Raw genomic sequence first — 13908 nt, 5'->3', positions numbered from 1 at the left:
CATGCAACTCGAATTCGCCGCAGTACCGGCCGCCGGGGCTCCCGTCCGGGGTGGCCGCTCCTGGCTGAAGACCCTCGACAGAGCCCTGGGCGTCCTCGTCGAGGTGCCCGCGGCCCTCCTCGTCGTGCTGGAGATCGTGGTGCTCCTGAGCGGGGTGGTGAGCCGCTACGTGTTCCACCGGCCCATCGTCTGGTCGGACGAGCTCGCCTCGATCCTGTTCCTGTGGCTCGCCATGCTCGGAGCGGCGGCGGCCTTCCGGCGTGCCGAGCACATGCGCATGACGGCGCTCGTCGCCATGGCCTCGCCGCGGGTGCGCGCCTTCCTGGAAACCGTCGCCCTGGTGGCCGGCCTGATCTTCGTGGCCCTCGTCCTCGAGCCGGCCTACGAGTTCGCGAGCGACGAGCTCTTCGTCCAGACGCCCGCCCTCGAGCTGACCAACGCGTGGCGGGCCGCCGCCCTGCCGGTCGGCTTCGGCGTGATGCTGCTGATCGCGGTGATCCGCCTGCTCGAGGCCGCCGATTGGCGCATCGCCGTGGGCGCCCTCGCGCTCGGCGGGGCGGTCGCGGGCGCGCTCGTGCTGCTTCAGCCGGTCCTGATGGGGCTCGGCAACATCAACCTGTTCCTGTTCTTCGTCCTCGGCGTCGGCAGCCTGGTGTTCTCCGGCGTGCCGATCGCCTTCGCGTTCGGGCTCGCCACCTTCGCGTACATCACGCTGACGACCAACGCGCCCGCCATGGTGGTGGTCGGCCGGATGGACGAGGGCATGAGCCACCTGATCCTGCTGGCGGTGCCGCTCTTCGTGTTCCTGGGGCTGCTGATCGAGATGACCGGCATGGCGCGCGCCATGGTGGGCTTCCTGGCGAGCCTCCTCGGTCACGTCCGCGGCGGCCTGCACTACGTGCTGGTCGGCGCGATGTACCTCGTCTCGGGCATCTCCGGCTCGAAGGCCGCCGACATGGCCGCGGTGGCCCCCGTGCTGTTTCCCGAGATGAAGGCGCGGGGCGCCAAGGAGGGCGACCTCGTGGCGCTGCTTGCCGCCACCGGCGCCCAGACTGAGACCATCCCGCCCTCGATCGTGCTGATCACCATCGGGTCGGTCACGGGCGTGTCGATCACCGCCCTGTTCACCGGCGGGCTGCTGCCGGGGCTCGTCCTGGCCGTGACCCTGTGCAGCCTGGTCTGGTGGCGCTATCGCCGCGAGGATCTGCGGCACGTGCCCCGCCCCTCCGGCCGGGTGATCGCCCGGACCCTCGTGATCGCGTTGCCCGCGCTCGCGCTGCCCTTCCTGATCCGGATCGCCGTGGTCGAGGGCGTGGCCACCGCGACGGAGGTCTCGACGATCGGCATCGTCTACGCCGTCCTCGCCGGCCTGCTGATCTACCGGCAGTTCGACCTGCGCCGGCTCTACCCGATGCTGGTGACGACCGCGACCCTGTCGGGGGCCATCCTGCTGATCATCGGGGCGGCGACCGGCATGGCCTGGGCCCTCACCCAGTCCGGCTTCTCGCAGACCCTCGCGGTGATCATGACGAGCCTGCCCGGCGGCGCCCTCGGCTTCCTCGTCGTCTCGGCCCTGGCCTTCATCGTGCTGGGATCGGTGCTGGAGGGGATCCCCGCCATCGTGCTGTTCGGGCCGCTGCTCTTCCCGATCGCCCGCACGGTCGGCGTGCACGAAGTGCACTACGCCATGGTGGTGATCCTCGCGATGGGGGTCGGCCTGTTCGCGCCGCCCTTCGGCGTCGGCTACTACGCGGCCTGCGCGATCAGCCGCATCCATCCGGATGCCGGGATGAAGCCGATCGTCGGCTACATCGTGGCGCTGCTCGTGGGCCTCGCCGTGATCATCCTGGTACCCTGGTTCTCGATCGGCTTCCTCTGATCGCCACGCGGACGCGACCCTGCCGCGTCCGCGCGTCGATCGAGGCCCGGCCGTGCCGGCTTGACCGAGGGCCGGGCCGCCTCAGACGACGCCGGCGCGCCCGGTGCGCTCGATCAGGTCGAGCTGCAGGGCGTAGCGCGCTTCGCCGCCACGCCGGAGCGCCGCGGCGAATTTCGTCACGAGATTCGCACGCGTCCGCGAGGATTGGCTCTCCGACGCCTTGGCCTGTGCCGCGTGCGGGAGGCTGCCGATCTTGAGGGTGTGGGCCATCGTTCCAGTTCCGCTGCGGGCCTCCGAACGCCCGCTTTGCTGCATCGCAATATGGACGATGCGGCGGCCGGCCGGAACGGCGGAACGCGACCGGTCTGCCATGCGCCAAGCTCATGTGCACGATGATCGTCCGTTAATCTGTCCGCAGTGACGTATCGGGCCGAAGCGGCGCGTGAGCGGTGCGATGCCGCCGCGAAGGCCGAGGCCGGATATGCCATTGCCCGCCGGGCCGCCGCGCCGTCCGACCTCTCGATCGCACCGCGATTATGCGGGTGCGCGCAGCCGCGCGGGGTTGCCGACGGCGATGCCGCCCGGCGGAACGTCGCGCGTGACCACGCTGCCCGCGCCGATGATGGCGTCGTCCCCGATCGTGACACCCGGCATGATCAACGCTCCGCCGCCGATCCAGACATTGGCGCCGATCGCGATCGGGCGGCCGAACTCGAGCATCTGCCTGCGCTGGACCGGGTCGCGGGGGTGGTCGGCCGTCAGGATCTGCACGCCCGGACCGATCTGCGTCATGTCTCCGATGGAGACCGCGACGACATCGAGGATGCAGCAGTTGAAATTGAGGAACACGCCGCGACCGAGGCTGATGTTGTAGCCGTAATCGCAGTGGAAGGGCGGGCGGATGTTGCAACCCGCGCCGACGCCGGCAAAGGCTTCCTCCAGGAGCGATTGTCGCTCGGGCTGGGTCCTGGTGTTCGTCGCATTGTAGCGGTCGAGCCATTCGGAGATGCGCCGGTTGTCGGCGGAAAGCTCCGGATCGTCGGCGTTGTAGAGCTCACCGGCCAGCATCTTCTGCTTCTGGGTCTTCATGGTCATCCGGTCTTCGTCATCCGGCCTCGGTCGGCGCCGCGCCGCCCGGGCCTGGCCTTCGGGAGAGGAGTTCCGCACCTCCAGCGGTGTGTACATATGTACGCATCGGGTGCAGAAGCCAACACGTCGTGGATCGCGTCGCTTCTCGTCCTGATGGAGACCCGCTTGCCCGCCGCACAGCGCCGCTACGATCCGGATCGCCGCGCCCGCATCCTCCAGGCCACGCTCGACGTGATCGCCGCGCACGGCACCGCCGGGACGACCCACCGCCGCGTCGCAGCCGCGGCCAATGTCCCGCTCGGCTCCATGACCTACCACTTCGCGGGCATGAACGGCCTCCTGACGGAGGCGTTCACGCTCCTCGCCGACACGGTCGCGGCCCGGTTCAGGGAACGGCTCGCCGCCGCCTCGAATCTCGACGAGGCCTGCGAGGCCGTCGTCGATCTCATCCTCGACGAGAGCTGGGCAACGCCCCGCACCATGCTGCTCAGCTACGAGCTCTACGCCTTCGCGGCCCGCAACCCGCCGCTGCGCCGGGTGATGCAGGATTGGATGGCGAAGAGCCGGGCGGCGCTGGCGCAGCACTTCACCCCGGGCTCGGCCAAGGCGCTCGATGCGATGATCGAGGGACTGTCCATTCACCGCTCGGTGGACCTGCAACCCGCCGACCGCAGCGAGATCCGGGCGATGGTCGATCACCTCGTGCGGTAGCCGGGCCGCAGCGTCCCGCAGGTCCTGACCGGGCGGGGGGAGGGGGCCTCCGCATCCTGCGACCGTGCCTCGACGATCCCGGCCCGCGACGCGATCCCGCGGGCCGCAGCGCACCTACACGCTGCGTTTGCCCGAGCCTATCCGTTCCGATCGCCCTCGCCCGGGAGGACGCAAGCCGACCTCGTCGGCTCCGGACATTCGCCGTATCGTCTCGCGATCCGCCAACATCCGACCATGAACGCAGGCCACAGGCCGATGTCTGACAATGAGGGGCACCGGAGTGGACGCGACACCTTCGATCGACGCAACGGACGAGCGCTTCTTCGCCGGCGGCGGTGAGTTGGGCGCGCTGGTCCGCGGCCACGATTGGGCCGCGACCTCCCTCGGACCGATCGGGGCCTGGCCCCAGAGCCTGAGGACGATGGTGGGCGTCGTGCTCCTGTCGCCGGTGCCGATCGTGATGCTGTGGGGCGCGGACGGCGTCATGATCTACAACGACGCCTACTCGGTCTTCGCGGGCGGCCGGCATCCCGCCCTCCTCGGCAGCAAGGTGCGGGAGGGTTGGCCCGAGGTCGCCGAGTTCAATGACAACGTGATGCGGGTCGGGCTGGCCGGCGGCACCCTGGCCTACAAGGACCAGAACCTGACCCTGCACCGCTACGGGCGCCCCGAGCCGGTCTGGATGAATCTCGACTACTCGCCGGTGCTGGACGAGAGCGGCAACCCGGCGGGGGTGATCGCCGTGGTGGTCGAGACCACGGAGCGGGTTCTGGCCGAGCGGCGCAAGGCCTTCCTGAGCCAGCTCGCCGACGACCTGCGCGAGCGTGCCGACCCGGTCGCCGTCATCGAGGCGGCGACGCGCCATCTCGGCCAGCACCTCAGGGCCGACAGGGTCGGCTACGGCGAGATCGAAGGGACCGGCACCGACCTGCACCTCGTGATCGCCCGCGACTGGTCGGCGGAGGGCATCGCGAGCATCACCGGCCGCTACCCCCTGGTGGATTACGCCACCGCCTTCGTCGACGACTTCCTGGCCGGGCGCACGGTCGTGATCGAGGACATGCGGTCCGATCCGCGCACCGCCGGCCTCGCGTCGGAAGCCGCGCACGCCGCGCTCGACATCCGGGCGCAGATCGTGGTGCCGCTCGTGAAGGCCGGGCGGCTCTCGGCCGTCCTCTTCGTCCACGCGGCCGCTCCGCGGCCATGGCTCGCTGACGAGGCCACGGTGATCGGCGAGGTGGCCGAGCGCACCTGGGCCGCGCTGGAGCGGGCGCGGGCCGAGGCGGCCTTGCGCGAGGAGAACCGCACCAACGAGACCCTGAACCGCACCGGCGCCATGCTGGCGGGCGAGCTCGTCCTGGAGCGGCTCGTCCAGAACGTCACCGACGCGGGCGTTGACCTGACCGGGGCGAAGTTCGGGGCGTTCTTCTACAACGTGCGGAACGAGGCCGGCGAGAGCTACCTCCTCTATACGCTCTCGGGGGTCGACCGCTCGGCCTTCGAGCGCTTCCCGATGCCCCGCAACACGGCGGTCTTCGCCCCGACCTTCGGCGGCGAGGGGGTGGTGCGCTCCGACGACATCCTGTCCGACCCGCGCTACGGCCGGAACGAACCGCATCGCGGCATGCCCAAGGGCCATCTGCCGGTCAGGAGCTACCTGGCGGTCCCCGTGATCTCCCGCTCCGGCGAGGTGATCGGCGGCCTGTTCTTCGGCCACCCCGAGCCGCAGCGCTTCAGCGCGCGGCACGAACGGCTGATGCTCGGGCTCGCCGCGCAGGCCGCCATCGCCATCGACAACGCGCGCCTGTTCCAGGCGGTGCAGCAATCGAAGGCCACGCTGGAGCAGCGCGTCGCCGAGCGGACGGCCGAGCTCATGCGGGCCGAGGAAGCGCTGCGGCAATCGCAGAAGATGGAGGCGGTGGGGCAACTGACGGGCGGCCTGGCGCACGACTTCAACAACCTGCTGACCGGCATCGCCGGGAGCCTGGAACTCCTGCAGACCCGCCTCGCGCAGGGGCGCCTGACCGACCTCGACCGCTACATCAACGCCGCCCAGGGGGCCGCCAAGCGTGCGGCCGCGCTGACGCACCGGCTCCTGGCCTTCTCGCGCCGCCAGACGCTCGATCCGAAGCCGACCAACGTGAATGCGCTCGTCGCCGGAATGGAGGAGCTGATCCGCCGCACGGTCGGCCCCGAGATCGCCGTCGAGGTGGTCGGCGCCTCCGGCCTGTGGCCGGCCCTGGTCGATCCGCCCCAGCTCGAGAACGCGCTGCTCAACCTCTGCATCAACGCCCGCGACGCCATGCCGGAGGGCGGGCGCATCACCATCGAGACCGCCAACAAGTGGCTCGACGACCATGCGGCTCAGGAGCGCGACCTCCCGCGCGGACGATACCTCTCGCTCTGCGTGACCGACACCGGCACCGGCATGACCCCCGAGGTGATCGCCCGGGCCTTCGACCCGTTCTTCACCACGAAGCCGATCGGCCAGGGCACCGGCCTCGGCCTGAGCATGATCTACGGCTTCGTGCGCCAATCCGGCGGCCAGGTGCGCATCTACTCGGAGGTGGGCCAGGGCACCACGATGTGCCTCTACCTGCCGCGGTACGACGGCACGGCGGAGGGCGATGTGGTTCTGCCGGACTTCGCCGACGCGCCGCGGGCCGAGCAGGGCGAGACGGTGCTGATCGTCGATGACGAGCCGAGCGTGCGCATGCTGGTGACGGAGGTGCTGGAGGATCTCGGCTACACGGCCATCGAGGCGGCCGACGGGCCCTCGGGCCTGAAGCTGCTCGAATCGGACGTGCGCGTCGACCTGCTGGTGACGGATGTCGGGCTGCCGGGGGGCATGAACGGCCGGCAGATGGCGGATGCGGCCCGGGTCTCGCGCCCTGACCTCAAGGTCCTGTTCATCACCGGCTACGCGGAGAACGCCGCGGTCGGCAACGGCTATCTCGAGCCGGGCATGGAGGTGCTGACGAAGCCCTTCGTGCTGGAGGTACTGGCGAGCCGCATCAAGAGCCTCATCACGGGCCGCTGACGCCGCCGGCGGGCGAGCCCGCGGCGCTGCGCGACGCCCACGGATGAGGCGAGGCCGGCTTCGTTCGCGGCGGGGCGAAGGTCCGGCCGGGATCACGCCCGCTCGGCGGGTCCGTGCAGCGTCGCGGCGAACGGCAGGGCGAGGAGGCAGAGGGCTGCCATGATCCAGAAGGCGCCGCCGCCCAGATGGGCGAAGAGCGCGCCGGAGGCCAGGGTCAGGCCCGCGGAGGCGAGCCCGAGGCCGAGGGTGCCGTAGAGCGACTGGGCCGTGGCGGCCCAGCGATCCGGCGCGATCTCGCCGATGAGCCGCATGTTGGCGAGGTGCAGGAGCGCGAAGGTGAGCCCGTGCGAGAGCTGGCTCACCGCGAGCAGCGGCACCGCGGTGGTCAGGGCCATGACCGACCACCGGGCGACCCCGAGGGCCGCGGCCAGAAGCGCCGCCTTCGCGGTGCCGATGCGCTTGAGCAGCCAAGGTCCGACGAGGACGAAGACCAGCACCTCAGAGGCCACAGCCTCCGACCAGAGAAGGCTGATCGTGCCCGGCGCGAGGCCGGCCTCGCGCCAGCGGATCACCGCGAAGGCGTCGTTCAGGGCGTGGCTGCCGATGACGAGCGCGGCGACCAGGAGGAGGCGGCGAAACAGCGGGATGGCGAGGAGCACGCGCAGGCCCTCCGCCATGACCGTGGCGTCCCCGGTCGCGGCCGGCGCCGGCGGAACCCGGGTCGCGGCGCCCGCCATGGCGAGGAACAGGATCCCACTCGCCACGATGATGCTCGCCAGTCCGGCCTGGGCGACGAGCTGCCCCGAGACCAGGGTGCCGAGGATGAACGCGGCCGAGCCCGCGCCTCGGACCCAGCCGTAGGCGAAGGTGCCCTCTCGTTCCGCCGCCCCGAGCGCGAGGGCGTCGGCGAGCGGCGCGAGGGCCGAGATGGCGACCGAGTGGATCATGCTGACCGCGAGGAGCAGCCAGAAGCTCTCGGCCGCGAGGTAGGCGAAGGAGATCAGCCCGGCGGCGGCGGCCGCGATGGCGAGCACCCATCGTGTCGCGCCGTAGCGGTCGGCGATCTGGCCCGCGACTGGTCCGGCGACGAGGCGCACGAGCGTTCCGGCGGCCAGGACGAGGCCGATCTCGCCCGAGGAGAGGCCGCGGTCGCCGAGGAAGCTCGGCAGGAAGGGCGACTCGGTGCCGAATGCGGCGTAGAGCGCGCCGTAGAGCAGGACGAAGAACGGGAACGAGCCCCTGAATGCGGCGCCGAGGCCCAATCTTGCGGCGATCCCCGCTGCCATCTCGGCCTCGCTGTCCGTTCCGTGTCAGGCCGGCTCCGCTGATGGGTCGCCAGTGTGGCCCGGCCGATGCTCGCCGCCCAGGAGCCGGCGTCCGACGATCCACAGCAACAGACCCGTCCCAGCCACGACCGCCAGCGCGGCGAACGAGGCCGCGAAGCCGAGATATTGCGCCACGAGGCCGGCGAGCAGCGGGCTCACGGCGGCTCCGGCGCCGAAGGCCGTCATGACGCCCCCGAGGCCGGCCGTGGCGTGGCCCGTATCCTCCATGATCTCGGCGACGAGCGCCGGGATCGCGACGCCGCCGAGCCCCATCGCCAGGCCTTCGAGAACCTGGACCGGGATGACGATCCACCAGGACGTGCCGAAGGCCGCCAGGAGGCCGCGCGCGACCACGAGGGCGAGGGCGAGCGACAGCACGCCGGAATGCCCGCGCCCCGCCGCGATGCGCGCGGCGAGCAGGGCGGCCCCCACCATGGTGATCTGGGCCACCACGGTCATCACGCCGGTGGTGAGGCTCGGGTCCGCGCCCGCGGCCGTGCGGGCCTGCGCCAGGAAGGGCAGCATGGCCCCGTTGGCGGCCTGATAGGCGAAGACGGTGCCGGCCAGGATCAGGAGCGGCCGCGACGCGAGCAGCGCCTTGAGGGTCGAACCGCCGTCGCCCTCGCCGCCGCGCGCGGCCTCGTGGTTGATCTCGCCCCGGTCGATCGTGAGCAGCACGCCGCAGGAGGCCACCGCCATGACGAGGATCGCGATGGCCACGTAGCTGAGCCCGAACCCGTAGCCGAGGAGGCCCGACAGGGCCGCGTTCGCGGCGTTGCCGGCATGGTTGAAGGCCTCGTTGCGCGAGACCCGGGCTCCGTAGGCCGCCTGGCCGACGAGACCGAGGGTCAGGGCCGCCACGAGGGGGGCGACGGCGGTGTCCGCGACACCGATGACGAGCTGGGCGGCGGCGATGAGCCAGAGGCTCCTGGTCGCCACGAGGAGGGCGGCCCCCGCCGCGATGGCGCAGACCGCGAGGGCGAGCGCCGCGCGCTTGGCCTCGATCCGGTCGATCAGGGCGCCGAGGGGCGTCGTGGCGAGCAGGCCGGCGGCACCGGCCAGACCCATGGCGAACCCTGTCGCCGCCGGATCGAAGCCCTGCTGCTGGAGATAGACGCCGAGGAACGGGCCGAAGCCCTCCCGTGCGCCGGCCAGGGCGAAATTCAGGGCGCCGAGGCTCATGGCTGCTTGCATCTTGTCCGTACGTCCCGTCTCGCATCGCAAGGTCCTGCCCCAACGCCGTGCCGCAGCGTGGCCCCGGGTTCGCCGGCGGGCGCGATGCGGCCTGTCGGAGATCTTCGTGTGACCCGAACGCGAGAACGACGGGACAACCCCCGAGGCGGCGGAGGCGCCGGCCGAGGTTCTGCCGGCCGCCGCCGCCATGCCGGCCAGCCACGCGGCCGGACGGATCGTGGCTCGACGGCCCATGCCGGCGCGCAGGGACGGTCTCGGGGCAAGCGGACTGGGCGGCATGCTGTTCCGTGACAGCCGCGCGGACCGCACGGCGCACGTCGTCGCATCTCCCCGCCCTGCCGCGCCCTGGCCGACACGACCTTGGCCGTGACGGGTTCGGCGCAACAAGCTCTCGCGTCCGCCAGGACCGAGCGCTCCGGCGCCCACCGGGGGATCGTGCCCCGGACATCGCGGGCTCCCGCCGGGGACAACCATGTTTGTGCGCCGCACCCGAAACTTAGTCGATCCGTTTTACCTAATGTGATAATACTTTTTGTACAAAACCGCGATTTTCCAAGCTGATATAAGACATTCCGAGAATGTCAGAGGTATCAGGCGAGGGCGCATCGATGGCCGACGCACGTGTGACTTCCACGAGCGACGTTGAGTTTGGCTTTCATTTTAAGGACGACTTGGATCCATCCGATGAGCGCTGGTCTTCGTCACATACCGATCGGAGCGGCGATGGACACCAGGGTCGCACGGCTGAACTGACCCTCGATGGATTGAACGGTGGACATGCCGTGGAGGGCAGGCCGCTCATTGCCACTTTGACGGGTCTTCGGCACGCGCCCACCGACGTCGTCTATACGTTCCGGGCCGATGGTGACGTCGTGCAAAGGGGCTCCGAGAACAGCTACACGCCGGCTTACGACCAGGCCGGGCAGGAAATCACCGTCACGGCCAGGTACACCGATCACGGGGGGGACACCTCCAGGATCAAGGTTTCGGCCGGCGTCGTCGAGGACGTTGACCGGCCGGGCAGCCTGAGCCTCGCCGGCCTGACGGACGGCAATGCCGTCGAGGGCACGCCCATCGTGGCGACGATCTCCGATCCCGATGGGGACCCGTCCCGGGCGACCTACATCTTCCGGGCCGACGGCGACGTCGTGCAGAGAGGGCACCTGGACAGCTACACGCCGGGCCCTAACCAAGTCGGCCAGAGCATCACCGTCACGGCGCGCTACACGGATGGCCAGGATCACGAGGCCCGCCTGTCGGCCTCCGCGGGCACGGCACAGGCCGAATCCGACGAGACGCCGGTCCTGCCGCCGGCGCCGACCGTCGTGCTCGCCCATGACACCGGCACCTCGCCCAGCGACGGCCTGACGAGCGACGCGACCCTCACGGTCGGCGGCCGGGTTGCGGGCGGGGTGCTGCAGTACAGCCTCGATGGCCACGACTTTGCCGCCACGGCGCCGAGCTTCGCGCAGGACGGGTCCGACGACGGCCCTCACACGGTGTCCGTCCGCCAGGTTGATCCGGCGGGCGAGCACTCGCCCGCCACCGCAATCTCCTTCACGCTCGACACCCTCGCGCCGAAGCCTGTCATCACCGGCTCGAACGCGAGCAGCCACACGGTGTCCGGAACGCTCGATGTCACGAACATTGCGGATGTCGGCATCACCGTGACGCTCTACGAGGGCGACACGCCGGTCGGCTCGGGAACCGTCGATGCCGGCGGTCACTGGAACGTCTCGCTCGCGCTGAGCGACGGCGCGAGCCACACGCTGATCGCGAAGAGCCTGGATCAGGCGGGCAATCTCGGCACGAGCGGCCCGTTCGTCCTGAACGCGAATGCGGGCGGCGACGCGGGGGGCGGCGACGGAACCCCAGGATCCGGCGGCTCCGGCGGATCCGGCGGAGACGGAGCGTCGGGCCCTGCCCTCAGCAACGCCCTGTGGTTCGGCGCCTACACGCATTACATCGGCAGCACCGGCGGACAGGTCTACGCGCTGTACGAGGGCCTGCTCGACCGCGCGCCCGACCCGCTCAGCGAGGGGTGGCACACGCTCCTCGATCACGGCGCGCGCCTCAGCGACGTCACGCAGGCCATCCTCGCCTCGCCCGAGGCCCAGGCCCACCTCAACGCCAGCAGCAATGCCGGCTTCGTCGAGCAGCTCTACCAGACCGTGCTGGAGCGATCCGGCGACGCGGCAGGGTCTCAGTTCTGGATGTCGCTCCTCGACGGCGGCGCATCGCGCGCCGAGGTGGCGGATGGCTTCGTCTTCTCGTCGGAGCATTTCGGGCAGTTGCAGCCGGCATTCGACGCGGGCGTGTTCGTGCCCGATCCGATCGTCTCGGATGTGGCCCGCCTGTATTACGGGCTGCTCGACCGGGCTCCCGACACGGGAGGCCTGCAGGGTTGGTACGCGGCCGCTCATGCGGGCGCCCCGTTCGCCGCGATCGCCCAGGCCATCCTGGCCTCGCCCGAATACGCCACCTTGCACCCGACCGCGCTGACGAACGCGCAATATGTCGAGTCGCTCTACGAGGGCGCGCTCGGACGCTCGGCCGACCCGGTGGGCGCGCAGGTCTGGGGCAACGCGCTCGCCTCGGGCACCCTGACGCGGGCCGAGGTGGCGCTGGCCGTCTCCGACAGCACGGAAGCCAACCAGCATCTGAGCTCGGTCATCGAATCGGGCTGGGTCCTCGCATAGATCCCGGTCGCGCGTCCTGCGGGCCGGTCAAGCGGCTCACGGTGCTCGGGTCTCGCGTCGGCGACCGACTTCGCGCATCCGGCCCACGACGATCCCGGAGGTTTGCTCCTTCTTCGGGTCAAGACGAGCGTCAGTCCGGTGCCGTCAGAGGCTGACACGAGGCGGAAACGCGCCGGATGGCAGGCAATGCCCCCGATCGTCTGAAAGGCCGCCACAGCCGCGCGACCGACCCCGAGACCCGCCGGCGACGCGCTGCGATGAACCGTATGGCCGGGCCTGGCTCGCCTGTAGGCTCCAGTCGAGGGGCATCGCCCGCGCCGCCTGCCGTCCGACCGAAATCGCCCGCAGGAAGGCTGTCGGGCCGTATCCCTATCCCGCTTGCTCTGGCAGGCCTTCACGCCACCGGCGATGTGATGGCCACCCAACTCGATCCGAGTGACGCGCGGGTATGAGCCGCCTGCATCGCGCGCCGTCCGGGACGGTGGGCGAGCTTGGACAATCGGTCTCGATCGCCTACAGGGTATCGGCACCGGGGCGTCGATCCGGGCGTGCAAGATCACGCCCGACATGTCCTCGGAAGGGCGGCGACACACCCACTCGGCGCGCCCGAAGGGATGCGGCGGGGACACGGTCGAATTGCCTGCGTTTCGGCCCGTCGCGGCTTGAAATCGATCTTGAGGAGCCGATTCCGTTGCTGGCGACGCTGCCGAAAATCGTGCTCGTCATCGTGGCGCTCTGTTCGATGTCCCCCTCCGCAGCCTGCGCGGACGCGTCCGGCCCGGCCTGCCTGCCGGTCGGTGCGGATGGACGGCCGGTGCTCGCGTTCCAGCAGCCCGATGTTCCGGGGCCGCAGGTCCAGGCGGTCGTGACCAATGCGGTGATCCCCGCCTGGAATCGCTTCCAGGTGCTGAATGCCATGGCGCCCGCCGGGACGCCGCTGGTGCCGCTCACCTGGAATCCGAACCAGTTCACGGGCATGCCGGATCTGCCGCCCTCCGCGAAATGGGGCAGCGCGAACGCCTACGCCAACAGCGCCATCATGGTGTCGGGCAGGACGGTCGGCCTGTGGGCCGACGGCGCCGACCCCGATCTGAAGCCCTCGCCCGCCGCCGTCTGGCCGGGCGGATCGCTGAGTGCGGGGTGCTGGTTTCCGGGCGGGAACGCGCCGCAGCTCTTCCGGCACGCCGACGACGCGGTCACGGTCGCCTATGACCTGAGCGTGGCCTATGACGGCGCGGGCGGGGAAGCCCTGTCGCAGGCCTATTTCGCGTTCATCATCGAGGACCGCGCCTGCATGGCGCGCCATGTCACGGTCGCATCGGGCCACCCGAACTACGGCGCGCTTCACCGGCAGGCCGAGAACAAGTGCTCCCTGAGCTTCAACATCACCAACTACGCGACCAACCGCCAGGTCGCGACCCAGTACAACACGCAGCCGGATCCCACCGGCTCGGCGAACAGCCTGATCATCAACGCGGGCATCGACGCCGGCACCAAGGGCGCCACGTGGTTGCGCAAGATCGCGGGGTCCTACCACGCGCGGCCGTTTTCGACCGATCACATCGAGTTCCAGCTCCTTGCCAGCGGGGTGTCCGAGCTCGTCAGCACCGCGAAGGAGGGGGATCCGGCGCTGGACATCTCGTCGGATCCGACCCGGTACGACCTCAACGTCTTCGCCATCAACAACGAGGTCATCGCCCCGTGCCGCCAGAACAGCTGCGGTCAACTCGCGCAGCTCGGCCTCAGGGTCTCGAACTTCCGCGTGCAGCAGCATTCCGCCCGGCAGGATCCCTCGTCCGGGCCGGCGCGACGGGACCGGCCTCCGCCGCGGTGACCGGCAAGCCTCGCAGCCGCGCCCCGATCCTGCCCGCGCCTGACCTCGCCCGCGCCGGCCAGCGCGAGGCGGAGCCGGGAACGCGCCCGGGGGTCCCGGGTGGACAACCCGACCCCGCGGCTGCACAGCGGGGATGC

General features: G+C 70.7%; 10 protein-coding genes. 5 read left to right on the top strand and 5 right to left on the bottom strand.

The window, feature by feature from the left end; translation table 11 throughout:
* The first annotated feature begins 1 nt into the window (after position 1).
* On the top strand, positions 2-1879 hold the full coding sequence (locus F6X51_RS24045; RefSeq protein WP_150966250.1) for a TRAP transporter large permease: 1878 nt from the start codon (positions 2-4) through the stop codon (positions 1877-1879).
* 81 nt (positions 1880-1960) lie between these two features.
* On the opposite strand, the gene F6X51_RS24040 is transcribed toward F6X51_RS24045, so the two are convergent.
* Positions 1961-2149 (bottom strand): hypothetical protein, encoded by a 189-nt coding sequence (locus F6X51_RS24040; RefSeq protein WP_150966248.1) that lies wholly within the window; start codon positions 2147-2149, stop codon positions 1961-1963.
* A gap of 264 nt (positions 2150-2413) precedes the next feature.
* Positions 2414-2968, bottom strand: a complete 555-nt coding sequence (locus F6X51_RS24035; protein ID WP_150966276.1) for a sugar O-acetyltransferase — start codon at positions 2966-2968, stop codon at positions 2414-2416.
* A 165-nt stretch (positions 2969-3133) separates the two neighbouring features.
* On the opposite strand from F6X51_RS24035, the gene F6X51_RS24030 reads away from it, so the two are divergent.
* Positions 3134-3679, top strand: a complete 546-nt coding sequence (locus F6X51_RS24030; RefSeq protein ID WP_150966245.1) for a TetR/AcrR family transcriptional regulator — start codon at positions 3134-3136, stop codon at positions 3677-3679.
* Positions 3680-3959: 280 nt separating this feature from the next.
* Positions 3960-6719 carry a GAF domain-containing protein gene (locus F6X51_RS24025; protein WP_246696986.1) on the top strand — a complete coding sequence of 920 codons (2760 nt, stop codon included), beginning with the start codon at positions 3960-3962 and terminating at the stop codon, positions 6717-6719.
* A gap of 92 nt (positions 6720-6811) precedes the next feature.
* Here the strand turns inward: F6X51_RS24025 and F6X51_RS24020 are convergent, their stop codons facing one another.
* The 3 genes from F6X51_RS24020 to F6X51_RS28165 all read right to left on the bottom strand — a co-directional run bounded on the left by F6X51_RS24020 (position 6812) and on the right by F6X51_RS28165 (position 10116).
* Complete coding sequence (locus tag F6X51_RS24020) at positions 6812-8005, bottom strand: MFS transporter (protein WP_150966241.1); 1194 nt, start codon at positions 8003-8005, stop codon at positions 6812-6814.
* A 24-nt stretch (positions 8006-8029) separates the two neighbouring features.
* Complete coding sequence (locus tag F6X51_RS24015; protein ID WP_191970240.1) at positions 8030-9238, bottom strand: MFS transporter; 1209 nt, start codon at positions 9236-9238, stop codon at positions 8030-8032.
* A gap of 701 nt (positions 9239-9939) precedes the next feature.
* A complete protein-coding gene (locus F6X51_RS28165; protein ID WP_191970239.1) occupies positions 9940-10116 on the bottom strand; it encodes a hypothetical protein in 177 nt (58 codons plus the stop codon).
* On the opposite strand from F6X51_RS28165, the gene F6X51_RS24010 reads away from it, so the two are divergent.
* Both F6X51_RS24010 and F6X51_RS24005 read left to right on the top strand, forming a co-directional pair.
* Positions 10111-11937 carry a DUF4214 domain-containing protein gene (locus F6X51_RS24010; protein WP_191970238.1) on the top strand — a complete coding sequence of 609 codons (1827 nt, stop codon included), beginning with the start codon at positions 10111-10113 and terminating at the stop codon, positions 11935-11937. The genes F6X51_RS28165 and F6X51_RS24010 overlap by 6 nt on opposite strands.
* Before the next feature lie 691 nt (positions 11938-12628).
* Positions 12629-13771, top strand: a complete 1143-nt coding sequence (locus F6X51_RS24005) for a hypothetical protein (RefSeq protein ID WP_150966235.1) — start codon at positions 12629-12631, stop codon at positions 13769-13771.
* The last annotated feature ends 137 nt before the right edge of the window (positions 13772-13908 follow it).

The sequence above is a fragment of the Methylobacterium planeticum genome (genome assembly GCF_008806345.1).
Lineage (GTDB): Bacteria > Pseudomonadota > Alphaproteobacteria > Rhizobiales > Beijerinckiaceae > Methylobacterium > Methylobacterium planeticum.
The sequence above is the reverse complement of the archived record's forward strand: the minus strand, read 5'-3'. Positions and strand labels throughout refer to the sequence as shown.